Raw genomic sequence first — 26240 nt, 5'->3', positions numbered from 1 at the left:
GGTGCCGCGCGCCCGGCGGTGCCGCGCGCCCGGCGGTGCCGCGCGCCCGGCGGTGCCGCGCGCCCGGCGCGGCCTGTCACGGGTGCGGCCAGCGGGGCGGGTGAGAGGGGAATCCTTCTCTTCCGAAAACGTCAAGAAGGCGCGCTTCCTCCCCCGGGGTTGCCGCGGCGGGGGGCGGCAGCGGTAGCGTGTTCACCCGTGACCCTCGCCTCGTCGATCCCCCAGGCGGCCCTGCCCAGCCCCACCACCGCCGTCTGGCAGCTCGGACCGCTGCCGGTCCGGGCGTACGCGCTCTGCATCATCGTCGGCATCGTGGTGGCCTGCGTGGTCACCGAACGCCGGCTGCGCCGGCGTGGGGTCGCCCCCGGCGCGGTGCTCGACATCGCGGTCTGGGCCGTGCCGGCCGGCATCGTCGGCGCCCGGCTCTACCACGTGATCACCTCCCCGGAGAAATACTTCGGCGCTGGTGGCGAGCCGCTCAAGGCGTTCGCCGTCTGGGAGGGCGGTCTCGGCATCTGGGGCGCGGTGGCCGGGGGCGCGCTCGGCGCGTGGTTCGCCGCCCGGCAGCTCGGCATCCCGTTCGCCGTGCTGGCCGACGCGGCCGCCCCCGGGCTGCCGCTGGCGCAGGCCGTCGGCCGGCTCGGCAACTGGTTCAACAACGAGCTGTACGGCGGCCGGACGAGCCTGCCGTGGGGGCTGGAGGTCCACGACATGGACCCGCGCAACCCCGGCCACGCCAAGGTCGTCGACGGGGAGCCGGTGCTGCTGACCGGGCTCTACCACCCGACGTTCCTGTACGAGGCGCTGTGGAACGTCGGCGTCGCCGTCCTCGTTCTCCTCCTCGACCGGCGGGTGCGCCTCGGCCGGGGCCGGGCGTTCGCCCTCTACGTGATGGGCTACACCGCCGGCCGGTTCTGGATCGAGCTGATGCGCGTCGACGAGGCCAACCACATTCTCGGCCTGCGGCTGAACGTCTGGACCGCCGCCCTGGTCTTCGCCGCCGCGCTGGTCTACTTCCTGCGGGTCCGCGGCCCCCGGGAGTACCTGGTTCCGATCGGCGGGGCCACCGCCGCCCCGGCCACCACCGGCGGCGGCGACGTCTCCCAGCTCGACCTCTCGCAGCGCGAGTCGGGGGCGAAGCAGGCCGCGCCCGAGGGCTACCGGGTGGTCGACGAGGAGCGGTTCCGCGCGTACCAGGAGACCGGCGCCCTGCCGGAGGAGTCGGCGGCCGACGACGGCGAGCCCGGTGCCGACGACGCGCCGGCCGGCGCCGAGCCGCCGGCCGACGAGCAGGCCGGCGCCGCCGGCACCCGCGCCGGCGACCGCGAGAGCTGAGCGGGGAGCCTTCGGCATGCGTACGGCGGTGGTGGTCGGCGCCGGGGTCGGCGGCCTCGCGGTCGCCGGTGCGCTGGCCCGGTCCGGCTGGCAGGTGACCCTCCTGGAGCGCGCCGACCGGGTCCGGCCGGACCCGACGGCGGTCGTGCTCTGGCCCAACGGGGTACGCGCGCTGCACGCCCTCGGCCTCGGCGCCGGGCTCGCCGCGATCGCCACCCCGCTGCCTGACGGCGGGGTGCGCCGCCCCGACGGGCACTGGCTGGTCCAGCCCCGCCCGACCCCCGCCGACCGGATGCCCGTGGTGGTGCACCGGGAGGATCTGCACGACGCGCTGATCGCCGGCCTCGGCGACCGGGTGGAGTTGCGCACGGGCGTGACGGTGCGCACGGCGAGCGCCGAGCCGGGGGAGCGGCCCTCGGTCTCCGACGGCCGGCAGCGCTTCGCGGCCGACCTGGTGGTCGCCGCCGACGGCACCGACAGCGAGATCCGGCGGCGGTTGGCCCCCGAGTCCCGGGTGGTCAGCTCCGGCTGCGCCGCCTGGCGGGCCGTGATCCCCTGGTACCGGGCGCCCCGACTCCCGGCCGACCGGTCCGTCGGTGGGGAGGTCCTGGGCGCCGGGTACCGGTTCGTGGCCGCCTCGCTGGGCGAGCGGGGCTCGTCCGGCGGGTCGAGCCGGGGCGGCATCTACTGGGTGGCCACCGCCGCCGGGGCGCCCCGGCCGGAGCCGCCGGAGACCCAGCTCGCCCTGCTGCGCCGCTGGTACGCCGACTGGCCCGCGCCGATCGGCGATCTGCTCGACGCCACCGACCCGGGCGACCTGGTCCAGCAGGAGATCCGCGAGCTGCGCCCGCTGCCCCGGTCGTACGGCTTCCCGGCCGGGCCGGGCGGGGTGGTGCTGCTCGGCGACGCCGCCCACGCCATGCCGCCGCACCTCGGCCAGGGCACCTGCCTCGCCTTCGAGGACGCGGCCACGCTGGCCTCGCTGCTGCGCGAGTCCCGGCTCCCGGACGCCGTCGTCGCGTACGACCGCCTGCGCCGGCCCCGGGCGGCCACCGTGGTCCGGCAGACCCGCCGGATGTCGGCGGTGCTCCAGGCCCGTGGCCGGCTCGCCCTGCGGGCCCGCGACGCGGCCCTCGGCACGATCAGCCCCCGCCTGCTGTCCACCGCCGCCGCCTCCGCCGCGGCCTGGCGCCCCCCGTCCTGACCGGCCTCGGCGCCCGGTGCTGCCCGGCCTCGGCGCCCGGTGCTGCCCGGCCTCGGCGCCCGGTGCTGCCCGGCCTCGGCGCCCGGTGCTGCCCGGCCTCGGCGCCCGGTGCTGCCCGGCCCCGGCGCCCGGTGCTGCCCGGCCCCGGCGCCCGGTGCTGCCCGGCCCAGCCAGCCCCTCCGGACTGGCCGGCTCTTCCGCGCGAGCGTTGGCAGTTCAGGTACTCGACACGCCGGAAGATGTGCCCGCCAGCCGTCAAGGATCGTGGCCGTGAGCGCGCCCGATCGGGTGGCGCGGCCCGATCGCGTGGTGGTGTCCGATCGGGTGGCGGTGTCCGATTGGGTGGCGGTGTCCTGTAGCCGTCCGTCCTCGGCGGCGGTCAGTTGACGAGGGCGGCCGGCTCGGCGATGCAGGCCGTGCCGACGCGGCGGAAGCCGACCCGCAGGTAGACGCGGGCGATCTCCTCGCTGCCGGCGGAGAGGAAGACCAGGTCGGTGCCGGCGGCCCGCAGCTCGTGCGCCAGTGTGGCGGTGACGGCCGCGCCCAGGCCGCGGCGGCGGGCGGACGGCAGGGTGGCCACCCCGGCGATCTCCGCGACGTCCCCGACCCGCATCGCCATCCCGCTGGCCAGCGCCCCCTCGGCGGCTGTCTCGGCCAGCACCGACAGCCGCCGGCCGTCGGCGATCCGGTCGCGCTCCTCGGCCAGCGCCGCCACGTCCAGTCCGGTGATCGCCGCGTCCCGCTGCGCCGGGCCGGCCTCGCCCCGCGCGGTCCCGGCGGCGGAGAAGCCGACCGCGGCGACGGCCCGCCGGACGGCCACGTCCGTGGCGAAGCCGGGCGCGGCCGCGTCCAGCAGCCGCACCGGCACGTCGGTGAAGTCCGCCGGATCGGCCAGCGCGTCCGGGTCGAGCACCATCAGCGGCGCCTCCAGCACGGCCAGCCCCGCCGCGCGGGCCACCGTGAGCAGTTCCGGGTTGCGCTCGTGCACCCACTCGAACGCCTCCGGCAGGCCCAGCTCCCGCTGCCGGGCCCGGACGGCGGCCACGTCCGCGACGGACGCCGTCCGGCCGTCGCCCGGCCGGGGCCGTGCGTAGAACGGCCAGCCGGCTCCCTCCCGGACGAACAGGACCAGGGGGCCGTGTTCCTCCGCGCGGGCACAGTCCCGGGGCAACCCGTCGTAGAAACGCTCCAACCGGTCGAACGTCTCACTCGTCTCAACGCGTACGTGATCCACGGCGCGAGACTATCGTTCCCAGGATCTGGAAGTGTGATCAATCTGAACTGGCCTTGCGGAGCAACCCCTAACGTAGACTCAATCAAACCCCCAAGGGCCGACGTCGTCCCGACCATGATCCAACCTGAGTGACGACAGGAGGCCCGGTGGCCTTTCCGTACCCTCACACCCAGCAGTCGGCCCCGCCCGCGACCGGCCTCTACGACCCGGCGAACGAGCACGACGCGTGCGGGGTGGCGTTCGTGGCGGACCTGTACGGCCGGCGCTCCCACGCCGTGGTCGCCAACGGGCTCGGCGCCCTGCTCCGGCTGGACCATCGGGGTGCCCGGGGCGCGGAGCACAACACCGGCGACGGCGCGGGGATCATGATCCAGGTGCCGGACGCGTACCTGCGCGCGGTGGTCGACTTCCCGCTGCCGCCCGCCGGCGCGTACGCCACCGGCCTGGTCTTCCTGCCCGACGACGACGCGGACGAGGCGCGGGCCCGGCGGGTGCTGGAGAAGTACGCCCTGGTCGAGGGCGCCGACATCCTCGGTTGGCGGGACGTGCCCACCGACCCGAGCGACCTCGGCGAGACCGCGCTCGCCGCGCTGCCCCGCATCCGGCAGCTCTTCCTCGCCGCGCACCGGCTCACCGACTCCCCGGCCGGCCCGGCCGGCTCGCCGCTGACCGGGATCGACCTGGACCGGGTGGCGTTCTGCGTGCGCAAGCAGGCCGAGCGGGAGAGCGCCGAGCGGGGCGTGCCGGCGTACTTCCCGTCGCTGTCGAGCCGGACCATGGTCTACAAGGGGATGCTCACCCCCGACCAGCTGCCGGCGTTCTTCCCGGACCTCACCGACGAGCGGGTGGTCAGCGCGATCGCGCTGGTGCACTCGCGGTTCTCCACGAACACGTTCCCGTCCTGGCCGCTGGCCCACCCGTACCGGTTCATCGCCCACAACGGCGAGATCAACACGATCCGCGGCAACCGGAACTGGATGCAGGCCCGCGAGGCGCTGCTGCGCTCCCCGGAGCTACCCGGCAACATCCGCCGGGTCTTCCCGGTCTGCACCCCGGCCGCCTCCGACTCGGCGAACTTCGACGAGGTCCTGGAGCTGCTGCACCTGGCCGGCCGGAGCCTGCCGCACGCGGTGCTGATGATGATCCCCGAGGCGTGGGAGAACGACCCGGACATGCGCGCCGACAAGCGCGCCTTCTACCGGTTCCACGCCAGCCTGATGGAGCCGTGGGACGGGCCGGCGTCCGTGGCCTTCACCGACGGCGAGGTCGTCGGCGCGGTGCTCGACCGCAACGGGCTGCGCCCGGGCCGCTGGTGGCGCACCGCCGACGGGCTCGTGGTGCTCGGCAGCGAGGCGGGCGTGCTCGACCTCGACCCGGCGACCGTGGTCGCCAAGGGCCGGCTCCAGCCGGGCCGGATGTTCCTCGTCGACACCGTCGCCGGCCGGATCGTCTCCGACGACGAGATCAAGACCGAGCTGGCCGCCGCCGAGCCGTACGAGGAGTGGCTGCACGCCGGGCTGATCGAGCTGACCGACCTGCCGGCCCGCGAGCACATCGTCTACACCCACGACTCGGTACGCCGCCGGCAGCAGACCTTCGGCTACACGGAGGAGGAGCTGAAGATCCTCCTCGCCCCCATGGCCCGCACCGGCGCCGAGCCGATCGGCTCGATGGGCACCGACACCCCGATCTCCCCGCTGTCCACCCGGCCGCGGCTGCTCTACGACTACTTCCACCAGCTGTTCGCCCAGGTCACCAACCCGCCGCTGGACGCCATCCGCGAGGAGCTGGTGACCAGCCTGGCGTCCACGATCGGCCCGGAGGGCAACCTGCTGGACCCGGGCCCGGCGAGCTGCCGGCAGATCGTGCTGCCGTACCCGGTGATCGACAACGACGAGCTGGCCAAGATCCTCTCCATCGACGAGGACGGCGACCTGCCCGACTTCAAGGCCGTGCGGGTGTCCGGGCTCTACCGCATCCGCGAGGGCGCCGCCGGCATCAAGGCCCGGCTCACCGAGATCTGCCGGCACGTCTCCGAGGCGATCGAGGACGGCGTGCGCATCCTGGTGCTGTCCGACCGGGACTCCAACGCCGACCTCGCCCCGATCCCGTCGCTGCTGCTCACCGCCGCCGTGCACCAGCACCTCGTGCGGGAGCAGACCCGCACCCAGGTGGCGCTGGTCGTGGAGTCGGGGGACTGCCGTGAGGTGCACCACGCGGCGGTGCTCATCGGGTACGGCGCCGCGGCCGTCAACCCCTACCTCGCGTTCGAGTCGGTCGAGGACATGATCGCCACGGGCGCGCTGGTCGGGGTGGAGCGGGACAAGGCGGTGCGCAACTACGTCAAGGGCCTCGGCAAGGGCGTCCTGAAGATCATGTCCAAGATGGGCATCTCCACCGTGTCGTCGTACTGCGGGGCGCAGGTGTTCGAGGCCGTCGGCCTGGACGCCCGCCTCGTCGAGCGGTACTTCCGGGGCACCCCCAGCACCATCGGCGGCATCGGGCTCGACGGCGTCCACGCCGAGGTGGCCGCCCGCCACGCCCTGGCCTGGCCGGCGCCGGGCGCGCAGGCGTCCGACCGGCTGGAGGTCGGCGGCGAGTACCAGTGGCGCCGCGAGGGCGAGCTGCACCTGTTCAACCCGGAGACGGTCTTCCTGCTCCAGCACGCCACCCGCAGCCGGCAGTACGAGGTGTTCCGGCAGTACACCGCGAAGGTGGACGAGCTGGCCGCGCAGGCGGGCTCGCTGCGCGGGCTGTTCACCCTGCGCACCGGGGTCCGCCCGCCCGTCCCGCTGGACGAGGTCGAGCCGGCCGCCGAGATCGTCAAGCGGTTCGCCACCGGCGCCATGTCGTACGGGTCGATCTCCGCCGAGGCGCACGAGACCCTCGCCGTGGCGATGAACCGCCTCGGCGGCAAGTCGAACACCGGCGAGGGCGGCGAGGACGTCGAGCGGCTGCACGACCCCGAGCGCCGTTCCGCGGTGAAGCAGATCGCCAGCGGCCGGTTCGGCGTCACCAGCGAGTACCTGGTCAACGCCGACGACCTGCAGATCAAGATGGCCCAGGGCGCCAAGCCCGGCGAGGGCGGCCAGCTGCCCGGCAACAAGGTGTGGCCGTGGATCGCCCGTACCCGGCACGCCACCCCGGGCGTCGGCCTGATCTCGCCGCCGCCGCACCACGACATCTACTCGATCGAGGACCTCGCCCAGCTCGTGCACGACCTGAAGTGCGTCAACCCGTCCGCGCGGGTGCACGTCAAGCTCGTCAGCGAGGTCGGCGTCGGCACCGTGGCGGCCGGCGTGGCGAAGCTCAAGGCCGACGTCATCCTGATCTCCGGCCACGACGGCGGCACCGGGGCGTCCCCGCTGAACTCGCTCAAGCACGCCGGCACCCCGTGGGAGCTCGGCCTGGCCGAGGCCCAGCAGACGCTGCTGCTCAACAAGCTGCGCGACCGGGTCACGGTGCAGGTCGACGGCCAGCTCAAGACCGGCCGGGACGTGCTGATCGCGGCGCTGCTCGGCGGGGAGGAGTTCGGCTTCGCCACCGCCCCGCTGATCGTCTCGGGTTGCGTGATGATGCGGGTCTGCCACCTGGACACCTGCCCGGTCGGCATCGCCACCCAGAACCCGGTGCTGCGGGAACGCTTCACCGGCAGGCCGGAGTTCGTGGAGAACTTCTTCCTGTTCCTCGCCGAGGAGGTCCGCGGCTACCTGGCCGAGCTGGGCTTCCGCAGCCTCGACGAGGCGATCGGGCACACCGAGCTGCTCGACGTCGTACCGGCGGTCGAGCACTGGAAGGCCAACGGCCTCGACCTGGGGCGCGTGCTGCACCTGCCGGAGCTGCCGGCCGACGCCGCCCGGCGCGGCGTACGGGCCCAGGACCACGGCCTGGAGCTGGCCCTGGACAACGAGCTGATCGCCCTGGCCCGGCCGGCGCTCACCGACGGCGCGCCCGTGCGGGTCGAGCTGGCGGTGCGCAACGAGCACCGCAGCGTCGGCGCGATGCTCGGCGGCGAGGTGACCCGCCGCTTCGGCGGCGCCGGCCTGCCCGCCGACACGATCGAGATCCTGCTGCGCGGCACCGCCGGCCAGTCCTTCGGCGCGTTCCTGCCGCCGGGGGTCACCCTGCGGCTGCACGGCGACGCCAACGACTACGTCGGCAAGGGGCTGTCCGGGGGGCGGATCGTCGTGCGTCCGGACGCCGCCGCGCCGTTCGTCGCCGCCGGGGCCACCGGGGGGCAGCGGGCCGAGGACCAGATCATCGCCGGCAACACCATCCTGTACGGGGCCACCGCCGGCGAGGTCTTCCTGCGCGGCCGGGTCGGCGAGCGCTTCGCCGTCCGCAACTCCGGCGCGGTGGCCGTGGTCGAGGGCGTGGGCGACCACGGCTGCGAGTACATGACCGGCGGCACCGTGGTGGTGCTCGGCGAGACCGGGCGCAACTTCGCCGCCGGCATGTCCGGCGGCACGGCGTTCGTGTGGAAGCTGGACCGGCGGCGGGTCAATCCCGAGCTGGTCGACCTGTCCCCGCTGCGGGAGGAGGAGCGGGACCGGCTGCACGACCTCGTCCGGCGGCACGCCGCCGAGACCGGCTCGCCGGTCGCCGAGCAGTTGCTCGCGCGTTGGCCGGAGGCGGTGCGGGAGTTCACCGCCGTGGTGCCCCGGGACTACCGCCGGGTGCTGGAGATCATGCGGGCCGCCGAAGCCGCCGGCCGCGACGTCGACGACGCGGTGATGAGCGCCCTGGCGGTACCAACCGCCTCAGCGCCGCAGCCGGCGCCTTCCGACTCGTCCATGTCGGTGCTGCCCGCCCCGCGGGCGATGGCCCAGGAGGTGGCCCGTGCCTGACCCGAACGGTTTTCTGCGCTACGACCGGCGGCTGCCCGCGCGCCGCCCGGTGCCCGTGCGGATCATGGACTGGCGGGAGGTGTACCCGCCGGCCGGCGAGGAGCTGATCCGCGAGCAGGCCACCCGGTGCATGGACTGCGGCATCCCGTTCTGCCACGACGGCTGCCCGCTCGGTAACCGCATCCCCGACTGGAACGACCTGGTCCGTACCGGCGGCTGGGACGCGGCGGTGGATTCCCTGCACGCCACCAACAACTTCCCGGAGTTCACCGGCCGGCTCTGCCCGGCGCCGTGCGAGGCGGCCTGCGTCCTCGGCCTCGGCGGCCAGCAGCCGGTGACGATCAAGCAGGTCGAGGTGGAGATCGCCGACGCGGCGGTGGCGCGCGGCGGGCTGGCGCCCCGCCCCGCGTCGGCGCCCACCGGCCGGTCCGTCGCCGTGGTCGGCTCCGGGCCCGCCGGCCTGGCCGCCGCGCAGCAGCTCGCCCGCGCCGGGCACGCCGTGACCGTGTACGAGCGCGACGACGCGATCGGCGGCCTGCTCCGGTACGGCATCCCCGACTTCAAGCTGGAGAAGCGGCACATCGACCGGCGGCTGGCCCAGCTCTCCGCCGAGGGCGTGCGGTTCCGCACGGGGGTGAACGTCGGCGTCGACGTCACCGCCGAGCAGTTGCGCGCCGAGCACGACGCCGTGCTGCTCGCCTGCGGCGCGCTGGAGGGCCGGGACACCCCGGACACGCCGGGGCGCGGGCTGCGCGGCGTGCACCAGGCGATGACGCACCTGGTCGCGGCCAACCGCGCGGTCGCCGGCCAGCCCGACGGCGCGGCGGAGGGGCTGGGCCGCCCGGCCCCGGCCGTGCTGCCCGACGGCACCCCGATCGACGCCGCCGGCCGGCACGTCGTGATCATCGGTGGCGGGGACACCGCCGCGGACTGCCTCGGAGTGGCGCACCGCCAGGGCGCCGCCGGGGTGTACCAGCTCGACCTGTACCCCGAGCCGCCGCGCTCCCGCGACGACGCGCGCGACCCGTGGCCGACCTGGCCGTGGATCCTGCGCGACTACGCGGCGCACGAGGAGGGCGGCGAGCGGGTCTTCGCCGTCGCCGTGCAGGAGTTCGTCGACGACGGCACCGGCCAGGTCCGGGCTGTCCGGATCGCCGAGGTGACCGTCGAGAAGCGCGACGGCCGACGGATCGTCACCCCGCTGCCCGGCTCGGAGCGGGAACTGCCGGCGGACCTGGTGCTGCTGGCGATCGGCTTCGAGGGCACCGAGCGGCAGCCGCTGCTGGAGCAGTTCGGGCTCGCCCGCAACGCCCGGGGCGCCGTCGACGCCCGTCCGAACTGGCAGACCGCCACCGACGGAGTGTTCGTCGCCGGGGACATGCACCGCGGCGCCTCGCTGATCGTCTGGGCGATCGCCGAGGGGCGGGCCGCCGCGGCGGCCATCCACGCGTACCTCGGTGGGGCGGGCGGGCTACCGGCTCCGGTGGACCCGGCCCGGCAGCCGCTGGCGGCGCGCTGATCCGTCCCGGTCGGGCCAGTGTCGGCGACATGGGGGTGTCCGAGCGCTTCGGATGCCGCCATGTCGCCGACATCGAGTCGATCAAGACGCGGGCGCGACCCTGCTGCTCGGCGTCTGGGGTGGGGCGCTGGCCGACCGGCTGCCCGCCAAGCCGCTGCCGATCGTCGCCGGGCTGGCCCCCGGCACGCTGAGCTTCGCCGCGGTGATCCTGCCCGTGGCGACGGCGGCCGTCGTCATCGACACCTCGGTCGGCGCCCGTGTCCAGCTCGACACCGACTTCGCCATGCGGGGCCGGGTGCTGGCCGCCCTGGGCGTCACCGGCTCGCTCTCCGCGGCCGTCGGCGCGCCCCTGCTCGGCTGGCTCGCGGAGCACACCGGGCCCCGGCAGGCCCTGTTGTGCTGGCCGGCGCGCTCACCACCGTCGCCACCCTCGCGGCCGGCGTGGCCCTCGACCGGCTCCGGCAGCGGCGGCTGCGGCACCGGCTGGCCCTGGTGCTCGCCGCGCCCGCCGTGCGCCGCCCGGTACGCCGGGTCGCCGCCGTTGCCCGCGTCGTCCACCCGGCCCGCGTCGCGGCCGGCGTCACCCGCCCGGCGTCGACGCCCGGTCGGCGCGGCAGCCGGCACCTCGTCCGGCCGCGCACGCCGGCGCCGCAGGATCGCGCTCGATCCGGGAGTTGGTGGCCTCCCGTGCCCGGGGAGGCCACCAACTCCACGCCCGACCGCGATCTTCGCCACGACGACCGCCGCGGCGGAGGCCGACCGGCGTCAGGCCACGTCGGCGTTGCTCGGCCGCCCCCAGGGGCCCGTGATCGCGAGGACGTAGCCCGGGGACTGGATGCCGACGAACAGCACCTTGCCGTCCAGGCTGAACGCCGGGCCGGCGAACTCGCTCTCGTTGAGCTCGTTGCGGGCCAGCGGGTACGCCTTGCCCTGCTCGGTCACCCCGAACAGGTGCGACAGCCCGTCGCCGTCCTCGGCCAGGATCACCCCGCCGTACGGGGAGACGGTGATGGTGTCCGGCCCGTCGAAGTTGCCCTCGACCGACGCGTCCGGGTTGACCCCGAAGATGGTCTTCAGCGTGACCGTCTCCGTCTTCGGGTCGTAGAACCAGACCTGGCCGTCGTGCTCGTTGACGCTGCCGTCGGCGTGCCGGGCGAAGCTCGCCACGAAGTACGCCCCGCCGTCGGCCCACCAGGCGCCCTCCAGCTTGCGGCTGCGGGTCACCTCGCCGGCGGCGAACTGCTTGCGCACCGACACGGTCCGGGCGTCCCGGTCCGGCACGTCCACCCACTCCACCTTGTACCGGGTGCCCGGGAGGGTGGCCTCGGCCAGGTCGGCGACGTACTGGCTGCCGAGCAGGCAGCGCATCGCCTGGAGCGTGCCGGCCGTGTCGCCGTCCGGCCGCTGCGCCAGCGCGCGCAGCGCGCCCTTGCCGCCCCGGAAGCCCTCCGGCGGGGTCCACCGGAAGTACAGCCCGTTCGGGTTGCCGGCGTCCTCGGTCAGGTAGATCGCGTGGGTGTACGGGTCGACCGCGACGGCCTCGTGGGCGTACCGGCCCAGGAACTTCAGCGGCACCGGGTCGAGGTTCTGCTGCCGGTCGTGCGGGTCCACCTCGAAGACGTACCCGTGGTCCTTCAGGTACTTCCCACCGGCCCGCTGCTCGGTCTCCTCGCAGGTGAGCCAGGTGCCCCACGGGGTGATACCGCCGGCGCAGTTGTTGTGCGTGCCCGCGAGGCTGACGTACTCGCCGAGGCGCCGGCCCTCGCCGTCCACCTCGATGGTGGTGGTGCCGCCGCGGGCGCCCGGGTCGTAGACGAGGCCGGGCAGCGCCGGCACCGGGTACGGCTCGCTGCCGCCGATCTCGTGGTTGTTGACGAGCACCGAGCCGGTGGTCGACCGGAAGCAGCCGGTGCCGTCGGTGTCGCTCGGGGTGGGCTGGCCCGACTCCAGCAGGCTGACGCCCGCCTGCGCCACGATCGTGTACGAGAAGCCGGGCGGCAGGGACAGCAGGCCGGCGGGGTCCGGCACCAGCTCGCCGTAGCCGACCGCAGGACGGAAGGCGGCCTGGGCGGCGGCGGGGCCGGCGATCGCCTCGATACTGCCGGCGAGCGCGATGCCGAGGCCACCGGCCGCACCGGCGCGCAGCACGTCCCGGCGGGAGAGGGGGGAGGAGTTCACCGGAGCACCGCCAGGATGCCGTCCTTCAGAGCGGGGAGGAATGGCGGGGGCGTTGTCAGTCATGATTGTCCTTTCTGGTTTGATGTGTCCTGTGCGGACGGCGTACAGGTGTCGGGCGTATCCGACGCCGGAGCAGGCGGTGGTGTTGAACCGCACTTTCGGCTGCATCCGGGTGGTGTGGAACCGCACTCTTGCCGCCCGTCACGCCCGCTGGCACACCGAACGGAGGCCCACCTCCTACGCGGAGTCGGATCGGGCGCTGACGGAGATGAAGAAGCAGCCCGATCTGGCGTTCCTGGGTGAGGTGTCGTCGGTGCCGTTGCAGCAGACCCTGCGGCACCAGCACACCGCCATGACGGCGTTCTTCGCCAAGCGGGCCCGGTATCCGCGCTACAAGTCCCGGCACGGCCGGCAGTCCGCTTCCTACACCCGGTCGGCGTTCCGGATGCGCGGCGGAAACCTGTCGTTGGGAAAGACGCCGGGTGTGTTGCGGTTCGTGTGGTCGTGGCCAGCCGTGGACGTGACGGCACTGGATCCGACGATGGTGACGGTGTCGCGGGACCCGGACGGCCGCTGGTTCGTGACCTTCGCCGTCGACATCGACGCACCCGCCGCACCCGAACCGGCGGGCGGGGTGGTGGGCGTGGACCTCGGCCTGAGCGACTTCGCGGTGCTGTCCACCGGCGAACGCATCCCCCATCCCAGGCACATGGAGCGCCGGGAGCGCCGACTCAAGCGGTATCAGCGGATGATGGCCCGCCGACAGAAGGGCTCCGCCAACCGCGCCAAGGCCAAGCGGAGAGTGGCGCGGGCGCATTCGCGGGTCCGCGACGCGCGCCGGGACTTCCTGCACCAGCAGTCCACCACCCTGGTACGCCGGTTCGCCGCCATCGCGGTGGAGGGTCTGGTGGTGGCGAACATGGTCCGCAACCGGTCCCTGGCCAAGGCGATCTCCCGCACCGGCTGGGGCGAGTTCCGCACCCTGCTCACCTACAAGGCGCACCGCGACGGCCGCACCCTCGCCGTGGTGGACCGCTGGTACCCGTCGTCGAAGACCTGCTCCGCGTGCGGGCACCTGCTCGCCACGCTTTCTCTCGGCACACGCCACTGGACGTGTCCGAGTTGCGGCACCCGGCATGACCGGGACGTCAACGCCGCCAAGAACATCGCCGTCGCGGCCGGGCTGGTCGAGACGCAAAACGCCTGCGGAGCGGACGTCAGACACGAAGGATCTCCTTCCGTGCGGTCTGCGGTGAACCAGGAACCCCAACCCGTGAGGGTGGGAATCCCCCGCCTCTAGGCGGGGGAGGATGTCAAGTCGTTGCCTTTCCTGTCGCAGGTGTCACCTGGTGAAGGCAAGCCGGGCCGGTCGAACGGCGACACCGGCACCGGTGACGGCCGGGCGAACACTGGGCCAACCGTGCGCGCCGTGCTGGCGCTGACCTGCGCGAGTGTCCGCCGCTGCCCGGTTCCGTTAGGGTTCGCTGGACCGCACGCGGCGTAGGGAGGGCAGAGCGTGGGCAGGCTCGCGGCGGCGTACGGCCAGGCGGTCACGGCCCACCGGCACGCCCGCGAGCGGCTGGACCTGGCCCGGCGGCTCCTCACCGCCCTCGGGCCGACCGCCCCGAGCGCCGCCGACCTGGTCGCCCGGCTGGCCCGGCTCGCCGGACGGCTGGCCGCCCCCGCCCCCGGCACGACCCCGGCGACCGACGCGCCCGTCGCCGTCCGGATCGGCGAGGCGACCACCCTGGACGGTGGCTTCCCGGTGCTCGTCCCGCTGGGCGGCGGCTGCCACCTCACCGTCGACGCGGACGCCCGCGACCCGCGGGTCGGCGAGCTGCTGCGCGCGGTGGTGCTGCGGCTGCTCGCCGCCGCCCCGGCCGGCACGGTCCGGGTCGCCGGGATCGACACGGTGGCCTTCGGGGCCACGTTCCTGCCGCTGCGCCCCCTGCTCGACGCGCGTGTGCTGCGCCCGACCGCCACGACCGCCGCCGAGGTCTCCGCCCTGCTCGACGAGGCCGAGCGCCACGCCCGCGCCGCGCAGCAGGCCGCCCCCGCCGACCGGGAACTGCTCGTGCTGGTCGCCGCCTCCGCGCCCCCGCCCCGGGAGGCCGCCCGGCTGGCCGCGCTCACCCACGCCGGCGCGTCCGCCGCCGTCTGCGTCCTGCTCGCCGGCCACCCGCCCGCCGGCCACCCGCCCGCCGGCCACCCGCCCGCCGGCCACCCGCCCGCCGGCCACCCGCCCGCCGGCCACCCGCCCAGCGGCCCGGGCGACGCGCCGCCGTTGGGCGCGGCCACCGCCGTACGGCTGCTGCAGCGCTACGCCCGCGTCGGCGACCCGCCCGGGTACCCGTTCAGCGCGGACGGCACCGGGCTGGCCGCGCCCGTCGTCCTCGACGGCGACCTGCCGCCGGACACCGCCGCCGCGCTCGCCGCGCGGCTCGGGTCGGCCACCCGCCACGACGAGCCGCCGGCCTTCGCCGACCTGCTGCCCGCCGCGCGCTGGACGGAGTCGAGCGCGGCCGGGCTGTCCACCGTGGTCGGTCGGGCCGACCGGAGGGCGGTCACCGTCGCCTTCGACGACGCCACCCCGCACTGGCTCGTCGCCGGGCGCACCGGCGCCGGGAAGACGGTGTTCCTGCTGGACGTCCTCTACGGGCTCGCCGCCCGCTACGCCCCGGCCGAGCTGGAGCTGTGGCTGCTGGACTTCAAGGAGGGGGTCAGCTTCACCGAGTTCGTCCCCACCGAGCGGGACCCGTCGTGGCTGCCGCACGCCCGCGCCGTCGGCATCGAGTCCGACCGGGAGTACGGCCTCGCCGTGCTGCGGGAGCTGCGCGGCGAGCTGGACCGGCGGGCGGGCGTCCTCAAGCGGCACGGCGTCACCAAGCTCGCCGACCTGCCCGCCGACGCCCGGATGCCCCGCACCGTGGCCGTCGTCGACGAGTTCCAGGTGCTGCTCGCCGGCGCGGACGCCCTCGCCCGGAAGGCGGTCGACCTGCTGGAGGAGTTGGCCCGCAAGGGCCGCTCGTACGGCATGCACCTCGTGCTGGCCAGCCAGGCCACCACCGGCATCGAGTCCCTGTACGGCCGGGCCGAGGCGATCTTCGGGCAGTTCCCGTTACGGGTGGCGCTGCCCGGCGGCGGGGGAGTGCTCGACCCGCGCGACGACACGGCGTCGGCCCTGCCGATCGGCGCGGCCGTGCTCAACACCGCCGCCGGGGCGCTCGGCGCCGGCACCGTCGTCCGCTTCCCCGACGCGTACGCCGCCGGGGACGAGCTGACCGGGCTGCGCCACGAGCTGTGGCGTGCCCGCCCGGCCGACAACCGTCCGCCCGCCGTGTTCCGCGGGTACGCCGCCGCGCACCTGGAGGACGACCCCGCCTTCGCCGCGCTGCGCCCCGGCGGCGGGCACCCGGTGGCCCTGGTGGGCCGGACGGTCGACGTGGCGGGCAGCGCGGCGTCGTTCACCCTGGACGCCACCCCGGGCCGGCACCTGGCCGTCGTCGGCGCGTCCCCGGCCGGCGCCGACGTGTTGCGCGCCGCCGCGCTGAGCCTCGCCCGGCAGCACGTCCCCGGCGACGCCCGGTTCCTGCTCGCCCCGCTGGCCGACGCGGGCGCCGGGGCGGCGGAGTCCACCGGCGCGGCCCTGGCCGCCGCCGGCCATCCCGTCGAGCGGGTCGACGCCGCCGCCCTGCGGGAGCGCATCGCCGACCTGGCCGCCGCCGGGCCGCCCGGCAAGCGCGCGTACCTGCTGCTCTTCGGGGCCGACGCCGCCTCCGCGGTCCTCGCCCGCCCCGACCCGGCCACGTTCCGCTCCGGCCACGACGACCTGCGTGCCCTGCTCCGTGACGGCCCCGGTCGGGGCGTGCACCTGCTCGGCTGGTGGCGGGGACTGCCCCGGCTCGCCGAGGACCTCGGCGGGGCGCACCACCGCGACGACGTCGCCTGCCTCGTCGCGTTGAACGTTCCCGGAGCGGAGCTCGGGCTGCACCTGGGCGCGCACGACCTGGCGTACCAGCCGCGCGCCGACCGCGCGCTGCTCGTCGACCGGCACGACCAGCGGACCCGGCTGATCGTCCCGTTCGCCGGGGACGAGGAGGGCTGAGGCGTGTCCACCTTCGACGAGTACGCCGCGCTGGCCCGCCGGCTCGCCGCCCACCGCCGCGAGAACGACCGGGACACCGCGAGCGAGGCCGCCCGCCGCCGCACCCTGCACGCCACGCTCGACCAACTGGGCCACCGGCTCGCCGCGCAGGGGCACCGGCTCGACCAGCTCGGCCGCGCCATCGGCGTCCCCCCGCCCGCCGCGTCGTCCGCTGCGACCGCGCCCGGCTCACCGGCTGCCGGCGTATCCGGCTCGCCGGCTGCGGCCGCGCCCGGCCCCTCCGCTGCCACCGTATCCGGTCTGCCCGCTGCCGGCGGTCCGTCCGCTGGCACCGCATCGGGTCCGCCCGCTGCCGGCGTGTCCGGCTCGGTGGCCGCCGTCGGCGCGGCCGTGCCCGGCCCGCCGGCCGGTCCTTCCGGCCCGGGCCCGACCGGTGGGCCGGCGTCCGGCGGCGACCCGGCCGTGGCGCTGGCCGAGACGCAGCGGCTCGCCGAGGAGGCCGACCGGTTCCTGGCGCACACCGAGGCCGTCGCGCACCGGCCGCCGCTGCTGCCGACCTGGTCCCCGCCGGCGCGGGCACTGGTCGTGTACGTCGGCTGCGCGCTGGCCGGGGTCGTCCTGATGCTGGCCATGGTGGTCGCCTCCGATTTGGCGGTCGTCGGCCTCGGCGCCCTGTACGCCGCGACGTGCGCCGGGTTGCCCGTGCTGTCCTTCCTCGCCGGGTACCTGGTGCTCGGCCGGTGGGGGCGCCCGGCGCTGGGCAGCGAGGCGCCGCCCCGGTTCGCCCCGCTCGGTTTCGTGGTCTGCGCGCTGCTGGTTCCCCTCGCCTACTGCGCGTACCTGCTGGCGTTCCGCCTGCTGCCCTGACACCGCCGCCCCAACCCGCCGAGGCCCTGTCTCCCCGGAATCCGCCCGTGCCCTGTTTCTCCGAAGTAGTGGCCATTCCCGCGCGAATGGCCACCAATTTGGGGATTCTGCACGCCCGTGGGTGGGCGGTGCCCGCGCGGCCCGGCTCAGCCGCCCAGGGCGAGGTCGGCCACCTCGGCCGCGCAGCCCCAGGAGAGGGTGACCCCCGCGCCGCCGTGGCCGTACGCGTGCACCAGCCGGCTTCCGGGCGGGCCCGCCGGGTCCGGGTCCACCTCGACCCGGGGGCCGCCGTGCCGTGCCGGCCGCAGCCCGATCCGCTCGCCGAGCACGGGGGCGTCGGCCAACTCCGGCACCAGCGCCACGCACCGGCGCCGGATCGCCGCCGCCGTCGCCGGGTCGGGCCCGGTGTGCGCCACCCCCGGCTGGAAGGTGCCGCCGAGCACCACGTCGTGCCGGCGCGGATGCACGTACGTGATCCCCGCCGGGTCGTCCTCGTCGCGCACCGAGGTGGTCAGGCCCGGGTTCGCCACCAGCACCAGGTGTCCCCGTACGGGATGCACGGCCGGGTCGGCGGCGAGCCGCCCGGCGGCCAGCCCGGTCGCGTTGACCACCGTCGGCGCGGTGTCGAGCGCGTCGGCGAGGCGCTCCACCCGGCGGCGCAGCACCCGCCCGCCGCCGTCCTCCAGCCGCTGCCGCAGCCAGGCCAGGTACGGCGTCATCTCCACTGTCGGCGCGGTGAACCGCAGCACCGTCGTGTACGGCGGCGGCGCCGGCTCGGCCACCAGGTCGCCGCACGCCTCGGCCCACCACGGCGGGCCCGCGTAGCGGTGGCGCAGCAGCATCCGGGTCGGCCGGGCGACCACCCCCGGCACGCCGTCGACCGCCTGGCGGCTCAGCTCCGCGTGCGTCCAACGCGCCCAGCGCAGCACCCGCGGGTCCTGGTCGGTGTGGCTCGGGTACCAGACCGCGGCGGCCACCGTGGACACCGTGTCCGCCGGGTCGTCGGCGGCCAGCACGGTCACCCGCGCGCCGCGCTCCTGAAGGGCGACCGCCGCCGTCATCCCGACGATCCCCCCGCCGACCACCGTCACGTCCCTCGTCCGCGCCATCGTCCCCTCCCGTCGCTCGCGCCGTCGGCCCGGCATGGGGCCGGCGGCCTCCTCGTGCCGTCGCCGCCTGGCATGCGGTCGGCGGCTTCCTCGTCTCGTCGGCCCGCCATGTGGCCGCCGGTTCCGTCCGCCGTCAGCCCGCCGTGTGGCCGCCGGCTCGGTTGTGCCGTTGGCCTCGGATCGTCGCCCCCGGCGCGGGGCGCCGTCCAAGACGGATCGGGCAGCCGGCGATAAGTGCCGCTTATGATCGGTCCCATGCCCGACTCGCCGACCCGGGACGCCTGGTGGGACCTGCGGCGGCTGCGCTACTTCGCGGTGCTCGCCGAGGAGCTGCACTTCACCCGTGCCGCCGCCCGGCTGCGCATCGCCCAGCCCGCGCTCAGCCAACAGATCCGGGCGCTGGAACGCCAGCTCGGGGTGCCGCTGGTGCACCGGACCAGCCGCGGCTGCACGCTGACCGAGGTGGGCGCGCGGGTGGCCGACGAGGCCGGCCGGCTGCTCGCCGAGGTGGACGCGGGGACGGCCCGCATCCGCGACCTGGTGCGTGGTCGGGGCGGCCGGCTGCGGCTGGCGTACACCCGCTCGGCGCGCGGCGGGCGGGTCGATGCGCTGGTCGCCCGGTTCCGGGCCGCCCACCCGGACGTCGAGGTGGTCTCGGAGACCGCCTGGACGGCGCCGAACGTCGCCGGCCTGCTCGCCGGCCGGCTCGACGCCGCCTTCGTCCGCCCGCCGGTCGACGAGGCGGCGCTGGTCTGCCGGACCGTCGACACCGAGGAGCTGCTGCTGGCGCTGCCGGCGGGTCACCCCCTGGCCACCGGCCGCCGCCGGATCAGCCGGGCCGAGGTGGTCGACCTGCCGGCGGTGATGTGGCCGCGCGAGAACGGGCCCGGCATGTTCGACCGGACGATCGCCCAGGTCTGGCCGGGCGGCGGCTTCCGCCTCGTCCGGCAGGAACCGGACGACGAGCAGCTGCTGCGGGCGGTGGCCCAGGGCGACGTGGTGGCGGCCGTCCCGGCCGGCCGGGCCCGCGCGCTGCGGCTCCCCGGGGTACGGCTGCGCCGGTTCACCGCCCCCACCCCCACCGTCGACATCGGCCTCGCCTGGCCGCGGGACAGCACGAATCCGGCCCTGCGCAGGCTCCTCGCGCTGCTCGACCTCGATTGAGGCCGGGCTGGGACGTCGGGCCGAGGCCGGGCTGGGACGTCGGGCCGAGGCCGGGCTGGGACGTCGGGCCGAGGCCGGGCCGCGATGTCGGCGACATGGCGGTGTCGGGGGCGCGCGGATACCGCCACGCCGCCGAGCGTCCTGGACGGCTCGTCTGATGTGGACGATGGTGGTCGGACTGGGGCGAGCGACGGGAGGGTGTCGGTGAGCGACGAGTTGGACGGGTTCGTGGTCGGGTACGTGCCGGCGGGAATCGGCACCGAGGTGTCGGACTTCGCCAGCGAGTGGGACGACGTGCGGTTCCACACCCGGGTGTGGGAACGGCAGGTCGAGGAGGGCTACCGGGTCGACCTGCGGGTGCACGTCCTGCGCGCCGCGCGGTTGACCACGCTCGACGAGCTGCGCGACTTCCTCGCCGGATACCACGAGCGGGACGCCGAGACCTGGGCGCCGGCCGACCTCGACGTCGGCGGCGCGCGGGGCCTGATCGGCGAGGGCGAGGCGTTCTGGTTGGTCGAGCCCGGCGTCGCGATCGACGTGCTGGCCGACCCGGAGCAGGTGCCCGAGGCGGAGCTGCGCGCGGTGGCGGCGGCGGTCCAGCCCGCCTGAGCCAAGCCCGGCGAGGCCGCCATGTCGGCGACGTGGCGGCAATCCCGGCCGCCGGACACCGCCATGTCGGCGATGTGGCGGCAATCCCGGCCGCCGGACACCGCCATGTCGCCGACATGCGGTGTCCGGGGGCTCGGTCCCAGGGAGAGGGCGCCGGCCGGGGCGTGAGGCGGTGGCCCGATGCGCCGGAATGTGCGTCCTGCGCGACAACGTGTTACTCGTCCGTAACTTGTTATTGACGTTTCTGGATCGCGAAGGTCATTCTCTCTGCACGATCGATCGGACCGCCCACTCGCCTCCTCCCGGCCACCCCGGGACACCCCACCAGGAGGTGCAGCCCATGCTGCTCCGAAAGATCCTCGCCGCCCTCACGGTGTCGGCCGCCGCCGCGCTGGCCGTTCCGTCCCCGGCCGCCGCCGCGGCGCCCGCGCCGCTCACCACGACCGCCGCCGCGCACCCGGTCGTCGTCGTCGGCGGGCTCAGCGGCGTCGCCCTCGCGTACGAGCCCCTGGCTGCCCGGCTACGGGCCGACGGCTACCGGGTGTCCATCTACGAGCTGCCCGGCCTCGGCTTCGGCGACATCACCGCCTCGGCCCGCGCGTTCGCCGGGTACGTCGACCAGGTGCGCGCCGCCACCGGCGCGGCCCGGGTCGACGTGGTCGGCCACTCCGAGGGTGGGCTGGTCTCCCGCTACTACATCAAGTACCTCGGCGGCGCGACCAAAATCGGCCGCTACATCAGCCTCGGCTCCCCGCAGTACGGCACGTACGTCGCCAACATCGCCGCGTTTCTCGGTGTCGGCAACTGCCTCGGCATCGTCGCCTGCCAGCAGATGACCATCGGGTCGAGCTTCCTCGCCACGCTCAACTCCGGCGACGACACCCCGGGCGACGTGCGCTGGACGGCCGTGCGCACCCTCCAGGACGAGCTGGTCCAGCCGGTCGGTAACGCCAGCCTCGCCGACGGGGCGACCAACGTGCTGATCCAGGACTGGTGCCTGCTGCGGGTCGTCGGGCACGTCGGCCTCGTCCTCGACGGCACCACGTACACGGTGATCCGGGGCGCGCTCACCGACTCGCCGGTGCGGCCCGACTGCTTCGCGCTGTGAGGCCTGGCCGGGCGGACGGGAGGTCCCGTCCGCCCGGCGCCGGCTCATGCCGGGCGCGGCGCCGGACCCCGGGGAAGCGTCAGGCGCGTTCCACCACGACCACCGGGATCTCCCGGTCGGTGTTGCGCTGGTAGCGGGCGTACCGGGGAAAGACCCTCGTCATGAACTCCCACAGCCGGGGCCGCTCCCGCGTGGAGGCCGTCCGGGCCCGGCCCCGGAAGCGCTCCGCGCCGATCTGGATCTCCACCTCCGGTTCGGCGCTGAGGTTGAGGTACCAGTTCGGGTGCCTGGCCGCACCGCCGTTGGACGCCACCAGCACGATCCGGTCGTCGTCGCGGCCGTAGATCAGCGCCGTGCGTCGCAGCTTGCCCGACCGGCGGCCCCGTGTAGTGATCAACAAAGCGTCGTAGCCGTGGAAGCTCCCCTCGGCGCCGTCGGTCTCCACGTACCGGCGGACGTGGCTGGCGACCCAGTCGACCGGGCTCTCTTCGATCTTCTCGTCGTGCTCCGGCACGGCCATTCCGTCCCCTCCCGTCGGCGTCGGCCCCGCATCGGGGCGCAGCACCCGTTCTACCCCTCGCTCCGGCCGGGCGTCGCCCCCGACCGCTCGCCGGGCCTCCCGCCGGGACCGGGCGATGACCGGAAGCCGACAGCGGCGATGTCCCGGTCGTCCGGGATCCTCCCGAAGTGGGGCGCCGGACGTGGGGGAGCGGCACCCGCGGTGCATGACGACGAGCGGTACGATTCCGGGCGCGCGGTCGCCGATGCCCGCCGACACGACGATCCCGGACGGCGATTCCCGTGCGGTTCCGCCCGCCGCCTGCGGGGGCGTGGCGCGTCGTTGGACAATTGTTCCGCAGTCCGCAAAGGGGTCGGCCCGCAGTCCGACCCGAAGGAGAGACTAGCCTGATGGGCGTGACACGCCGCGCGAAGATCGTCTGCACTATGGGCCCCGCCACCTCGTCCCCGGAGCGGATCCGGGGCCTCGTCGAGGCGGGCATGAACGTGGCGAGGCTCAACTTCAGCCACGGCAGCCACGCCGACCACGAGGCCGTCTACCGCCTCGTCCGGGAGGCCGCCGACGCGACCGGCCGTCCGGTGGCCGTCCTCGCCGACCTGCAGGGCCCGAAGATCCGGCTCGGCCGGTTCGCCGACGGCCCGCACGAGTGGCGCACCGGCGACTCGGTGGTGATCACCAGCGACGACGTCATCGGCACCCGGGACCGGGTCTCCTGCACCTACAGGAAGCTGCCGCGCGAGGTCAAGGCCGGCGACCGGCTGCTGATCGACGACGGCCGGGTGGCCGTCGAGGTCAGCGAGGTGGTCGGCAACGACATCCGCTGCCTGGTCACCGAGGGTGGCCCGGTCTCCAACAACAAGGGCGTCTCGCTGCCCAACGTGGCGGTCAGCGTCCCGGCCCTGTCCGACAAGGACGCCGAGGACCTGCGCTTCGCCCTCGGCCTCGGCGTCGACCTGATCGCGCTGTCGTTCGTCCGCTCGGCGGAGGACATCAAGCTGGTGCACGCGATCATGTCGGAGGTCGGGGTGCACCGGCCGGTCCTGGCGAAGGTGGAGAAGCCGGAGGCGGTCGACCACCTGGAGGCGATCGTCCTGGCGTTCGACGGCGTCATGGTCGCCCGCGGCGACCTCGGCGTCGAGCTCCCGCTGGACCAGGTTCCCCTGGTGCAGAAGCGCGCCGTGCAGCTGTGCCGGGAGAACGCCAAGCCGGTCATCGTCGCCACCCAGATGCTCGACTCGATGATCGAGAACTCGCGGCCCACCCGCGCCGAGACCTCCGACGTGGCCAACGCGGTGCTCGACGGCGCGGACGCGGTGATGCTCTCCGGCGAGACCAGCGTCGGCAAGTACCCGGTGCTCACCGTCAGCACCATGGCCAAGATCGTCCACACCACCGAGTCCGGCTCGTTCGCCGTGCCCCGGCTCCAGCACGACCCGCGTACGCACGGCGGCGCGCTCACCGTCGCCGCCTCGTCGATCGCCCGGGCCATCGGCGCCAAGGCCATGGTGGCGTTCTCGCAGACCGGCGACACCGTCCGGCGGCTCAGCCGCCTGCACTGCGACCTGCCGCTGCTGGCGTTCACCCCGGTGCCCGAGGTGCGCAACCAGCTCGCCCTCTGCTGGGGCGTGGAGACGTTCCTGATGCCGTTCGTCGAGCACACCGACGACATGTTCCGCCAGGTCGACCAGGCGCTGCTCGGCCTCAACCGGGCCAACCCCGGCGACTACGTGGTGATCGTCGCCGGCAGCCCGCCCGGCACCCCCGGTTCCACCAACACCCTGCGGGTGCACCAGCTCGGCTCGCTGGTCGACGCGGCGTCCGCCCGGGCGCTGCAGTGACCGACGGCCCCACAGCCGGCCAGGCCGCCGTCGACCAGTTGCTGGAGGTCCTCGACCTCGAGCACACCGGTGAGATGGTCTTCCGGGGGGTGAGCCCCCCGGTCGGCCCGCAGCGGGTGTACGGCGGCCAGGTCGCCGGCCAGGCCCTCGTCGCAGCCGGGCGCACCGTCGACCCGGACCGCTTCGTGCACTCCCTGCACGGCTACTTCGTCCGGCCCGGCGACCCGTCCGAGCCGATCGAGTACCAGGTGGAGAACGTCCGGGACGGCCACTCGTTCTCGGTGCGCCGCTCCGTGGCGCTGCAGCACGACCGGCCGATCTTCTTCATGTCGGCGTCGTTCCACCGCCGGGAGGAGGGGTTGGACCACCACGCCCCGACCCCGCCGGACGTGCCCGCCCCGGACGAGGTCCCCACCATGACCGACCGCCTCTCCCGCTACCCGGAGCGGCTCGGCAGCTGGGCGCAGATCCCGCGCCCCATCGACGTGCGCTACGTCGGCGAACCCGGCTGGGTACGCCCCGGCGACCGTCCCGCCGACCCGCACCAGCGGGTCTGGATGCGCATCGACGGCAAGCTGCCGGACGACCCGCTGCTGCACGCCTGCGCCCTCACGTACGCCTCCGACCTGACCCTGCTCGACTCGGTGCTGTCGGTGCACGGCGAGGTGTGGGGGCCCGGCGGCGTGATCGGCGCGAGCCTCGACCACGCGCTGTGGTTCCACCGGCCCTTCCGGGCCGACGAGTGGTTCCTCTACGACTGCTGGAGCCCGTCGGCCTCCGGGGGCCGGGGCCTGGCCACCGGCCGGATGTTCACCACCGACGGCCGGCACATCGCCACCGCCGTACAGGAGGGCCTGCTCCGCCGCGTCGGCGGCTGACAGCCCGCCAACGGCGGCCGGGGTGGCGCCGGCTGGCGGCTGCGATCCGCGGTCCCGGCGGCGCCCGTGCCGGTCGCTCGACCGTTCGGCCGAGGGGCGGCGGACCTGCTGGCTGACCAGGCGACTAGTCTGGCCGGCATGCGTCTCTCCGCCCGGGTCGACTACGCCCTGCGTGCAGCCGCCGAACTCGCGGCGGTCGCCGAGCGTGGGAGCGCCGGGCGCTCTCGCCCGGTGACCGCCGAGCAGATCGCCAGGGCACAGGAGATTCCGCCGAAGTTCCTGGAGAGCATCCTGCTGCAACTGCGCCGGGGCGGCATCGTGCACGCCCAGCGCGGCCCCGAGGGCGGCTACTGGCTGGCCCGGCCGGCCGCGGAGATCTCCCTCGCGGAGGTGATCCGGGTGATCGACGGGCCGCTGGCGCACGTGCGGGGGCAGCGCCCGGAACAGCTCGGGTACCACGGCGCGGCCCGCGCCCTGCAGGACGTGTGGATCGCGCTGCGGGCCAGCGAGCGGGAGATCCTCGAACTGGTCACCGTCGCGGACGTGGCCAGGGGCAGCCTTCCCGGCCGGGTCAACGAGTTGGCCGCCGACCCGCGCGCCTGGAACTGACGAGCCTCCGGCGGCCTGCGCCGGATCTCCCCGTCCCGGCGACGGCGTGCACCTCGGCGCGTCCCAGCAATCGATAGGGGCTTGACCTGGAGCGCACTCGTGCCGCATTGTCGACCAAGTCGATAGGACATGCCGAAAAGTCAGGGGGCGCCCGTGCGCAAGCTGCTGGTTCTCGCTCTGGTCGGGCTCCTCGCGCAGTTGGTCGACGGCGCGCTCGGCATGGCCTACGGCCTGACCTCGTCCACCCTGCTGCTGGTCGCCGGGGTCGCCCCCGCCGCCGCGTCCGCCTCCGTCCACCTGGCCGAGATCGGCACCACCCTCGCCGCCGGGGTGGCCCACTGGCGGTTCGGCAACGTCGACTGGCGCGTGGTGACCCGCATCGCCGTCCCAGGGGCGTTCGGCGCGTTCGCCGGAGCCACGTTCCTCAGCGCGATCTCCACCAAGGCCGCCGCCCCGTGGATGGCCGCCATCCTGTTCACGCTCGGCGCGTACCTGCTGGTGCGCTTCAGTCGGCCCCTGCGCGCCAACCCCGGCGCCGGGCGGCTGCGCGGCCGGTTCCTCAGCCCGCTCGGCCTGGTCGCCGGCTTCGTCGACGCCACCGGTGGCGGCGGATGGGGCCCGGTCGCCACCCCGGCGCTGCTGGTCTCCGGCCGGATGGAGCCGCGCAAGGTGATCGGCTCGGTCGACACCGCCGAGTTCGTGGTGGCGGGCGCGGCCAGCGCCGGCTTCCTGATCGGCCTCGGCAGCGAGGGCTTCCTGCTGCCGACCGTCGCCGCCCTGTTGATCGGCGGGCTGATCGCCGCCCCGATCGCCGCCTGGCTGGTCCGGATCGTCCCCGCCCAACTGCTCGGTGCCGTCGTCGGCGGCGTGATCGTGCTGACCAACGCCCGCACCCTCGTCCGCGCCGGCGAACTGCCCGGCGGCGTCCAGTGGCTCGTCTACGGGCTGCTCGCCGCGGGCTGGGTCGCCGCGTTCGCCCTGGCCCTCCGCGCCCTGCTGCGCACCCGCCGCGCCCGGGCCACCGTCGCGGCGACCCGCGCCGGGGACACGACCCGGGCGCAGACCCTTCCGCTCGCCGCCGTCGAGAACTGAACGGCGGGCCGCCGCGCCTCCCGA

19 protein-coding genes are annotated in these 26240 nt (G+C 75.3%); 15 read left to right on the top strand and 4 right to left on the bottom strand.

Annotation, left to right across the window (positions count from 1 at the left end):
* Positions 1-198 precede the first annotated feature (198 nt).
* Both lgt and ACGFIZ_RS07180 read left to right on the top strand, forming a co-directional pair.
* Positions 199-1335 carry a prolipoprotein diacylglyceryl transferase gene (gene lgt / locus ACGFIZ_RS07185; protein ID WP_393416695.1) on the top strand — a complete coding sequence of 379 codons (1137 nt, stop codon included), beginning with the start codon at positions 199-201 and terminating at the stop codon, positions 1333-1335.
* A gap of 16 nt (positions 1336-1351) precedes the next feature.
* Entirely contained in the window at positions 1352-2539 is a 1188-nt protein-coding gene (locus ACGFIZ_RS07180; RefSeq protein ID WP_347669512.1) for an FAD-dependent monooxygenase, read from the top strand.
* 379 nt (positions 2540-2918) lie between these two features.
* On the opposite strand, the gene ACGFIZ_RS07175 is transcribed toward ACGFIZ_RS07180, so the two are convergent.
* Positions 2919-3773, bottom strand: coding sequence for a GNAT family N-acetyltransferase (locus ACGFIZ_RS07175; protein ID WP_393416693.1), 855 nt, complete (start codon positions 3771-3773; stop codon positions 2919-2921).
* A gap of 146 nt (positions 3774-3919) precedes the next feature.
* Between ACGFIZ_RS07175 and gltB the strand changes: the two genes are divergently transcribed.
* From gltB to ACGFIZ_RS07160, 3 genes are read left to right on the top strand one after another with little or no spacing between them, the layout of a single operon-like run.
* A complete protein-coding gene (gene gltB, locus ACGFIZ_RS07170) occupies positions 3920-8620 on the top strand; it encodes a glutamate synthase large subunit (RefSeq protein ID WP_393416691.1) in 4701 nt (1566 codons plus the stop codon).
* On the top strand, positions 8613-10139 hold the full coding sequence (locus tag ACGFIZ_RS07165; RefSeq protein WP_393416689.1) for a glutamate synthase subunit beta: 1527 nt from the start codon (positions 8613-8615) through the stop codon (positions 10137-10139). The genes gltB and ACGFIZ_RS07165 overlap by 8 nt, the downstream gene beginning before the upstream one ends.
* Before the next feature lie 52 nt (positions 10140-10191).
* A complete protein-coding gene (locus ACGFIZ_RS07160) occupies positions 10192-10962 on the top strand; it encodes a hypothetical protein (protein WP_393416687.1) in 771 nt (256 codons plus the stop codon).
* Here ACGFIZ_RS07160 and ACGFIZ_RS07155 read toward each other — a convergent pair.
* Positions 10905-12317, bottom strand: coding sequence for an alkaline phosphatase PhoX (locus ACGFIZ_RS07155; protein ID WP_393416685.1), 1413 nt, complete (start codon positions 12315-12317; stop codon positions 10905-10907). The genes ACGFIZ_RS07160 and ACGFIZ_RS07155 overlap by 58 nt on opposite strands.
* On the opposite strand from ACGFIZ_RS07155, the gene ACGFIZ_RS07150 reads away from it, so the two are divergent.
* The 3 genes from ACGFIZ_RS07150 (at position 12253) to ACGFIZ_RS07140 (ending at position 17289) form a co-directional block, all read left to right on the top strand.
* On the top strand, positions 12253-13617 hold the full coding sequence (locus ACGFIZ_RS07150; protein ID WP_393416683.1) for an RNA-guided endonuclease InsQ/TnpB family protein: 1365 nt from the start codon (positions 12253-12255) through the stop codon (positions 13615-13617). The genes ACGFIZ_RS07155 and ACGFIZ_RS07150 overlap by 65 nt on opposite strands.
* 216 nt (positions 13618-13833) lie before the next feature.
* Complete coding sequence (locus ACGFIZ_RS07145) at positions 13834-16422, top strand: FtsK/SpoIIIE domain-containing protein (RefSeq protein WP_393416681.1); 2589 nt, start codon at positions 13834-13836, stop codon at positions 16420-16422.
* A 3-nt stretch (positions 16423-16425) separates the two neighbouring features.
* Positions 16426-17289, top strand: coding sequence for a hypothetical protein (locus tag ACGFIZ_RS07140; protein ID WP_393416679.1), 864 nt, complete (start codon positions 16426-16428; stop codon positions 17287-17289).
* Between the two features lie 146 nt (positions 17290-17435).
* Here ACGFIZ_RS07140 and ACGFIZ_RS07135 read toward each other — a convergent pair whose 3' ends face one another.
* Positions 17436-18398, bottom strand: a complete 963-nt coding sequence (locus tag ACGFIZ_RS07135; protein WP_393416677.1) for an FAD-dependent oxidoreductase — start codon at positions 18396-18398, stop codon at positions 17436-17438.
* Between the two features lie 255 nt (positions 18399-18653).
* Between ACGFIZ_RS07135 and ACGFIZ_RS07130 the strand changes: the two genes are divergently transcribed.
* The 3 genes from ACGFIZ_RS07130 to ACGFIZ_RS07120 all read left to right on the top strand — a co-directional run bounded on the left by ACGFIZ_RS07130 (position 18654) and on the right by ACGFIZ_RS07120 (position 21279).
* Positions 18654-19562, top strand: coding sequence for a LysR family transcriptional regulator (locus ACGFIZ_RS07130; RefSeq protein ID WP_393416675.1), 909 nt, complete (start codon positions 18654-18656; stop codon positions 19560-19562).
* 204 nt (positions 19563-19766) lie between these two features.
* On the top strand, positions 19767-20171 hold the full coding sequence (locus ACGFIZ_RS07125) for a hypothetical protein (RefSeq protein WP_393416673.1): 405 nt from the start codon (positions 19767-19769) through the stop codon (positions 20169-20171).
* Between the two features lie 340 nt (positions 20172-20511).
* Positions 20512-21279 (top strand): lipase family alpha/beta hydrolase, encoded by a 768-nt coding sequence (locus ACGFIZ_RS07120; protein ID WP_393416671.1) that lies wholly within the window; start codon positions 20512-20514, stop codon positions 21277-21279.
* A 79-nt stretch (positions 21280-21358) separates the two neighbouring features.
* On the opposite strand, the gene ACGFIZ_RS07115 is transcribed toward ACGFIZ_RS07120, so the two are convergent.
* Positions 21359-21793 (bottom strand): nitroreductase family deazaflavin-dependent oxidoreductase, encoded by a 435-nt coding sequence (locus ACGFIZ_RS07115; protein ID WP_393416669.1) that lies wholly within the window; start codon positions 21791-21793, stop codon positions 21359-21361.
* Between the two features lie 395 nt (positions 21794-22188).
* Between ACGFIZ_RS07115 and pyk the strand changes: the two genes are divergently transcribed.
* The 4 genes from pyk (at position 22189) to ACGFIZ_RS07095 (ending at position 26216) form a co-directional block, all read left to right on the top strand.
* Entirely contained in the window at positions 22189-23637 is a 1449-nt protein-coding gene (pyk, locus tag ACGFIZ_RS07110) for a pyruvate kinase (RefSeq protein ID WP_393416667.1), read from the top strand.
* Positions 23634-24515 (top strand): acyl-CoA thioesterase, encoded by an 882-nt coding sequence (locus ACGFIZ_RS07105; protein WP_393416665.1) that lies wholly within the window; start codon positions 23634-23636, stop codon positions 24513-24515. The genes pyk and ACGFIZ_RS07105 overlap by 4 nt, the downstream gene beginning before the upstream one ends.
* A 138-nt stretch (positions 24516-24653) precedes the next feature.
* Entirely contained in the window at positions 24654-25124 is a 471-nt protein-coding gene (locus ACGFIZ_RS07100; protein ID WP_393416663.1) for an RrF2 family transcriptional regulator, read from the top strand.
* A gap of 153 nt (positions 25125-25277) precedes the next feature.
* The gene (locus tag ACGFIZ_RS07095; RefSeq protein ID WP_393416661.1) at positions 25278-26216 is read left to right on the top strand and encodes a sulfite exporter TauE/SafE family protein; all 939 of its coding nucleotides are present in this window, start codon (positions 25278-25280) and stop codon (positions 26214-26216) included.
* Positions 26217-26240: the final 24 nt, after the last annotated feature.

The organism is Micromonospora sp. NPDC048830 (assembly GCF_043198215.1).
GTDB lineage: Bacteria > Actinomycetota > Actinomycetes > Mycobacteriales > Micromonosporaceae > Micromonospora.
Note: the sequence above shows the minus strand (reverse complement) of the source record. Positions and strands in the feature narration are given on the sequence as shown.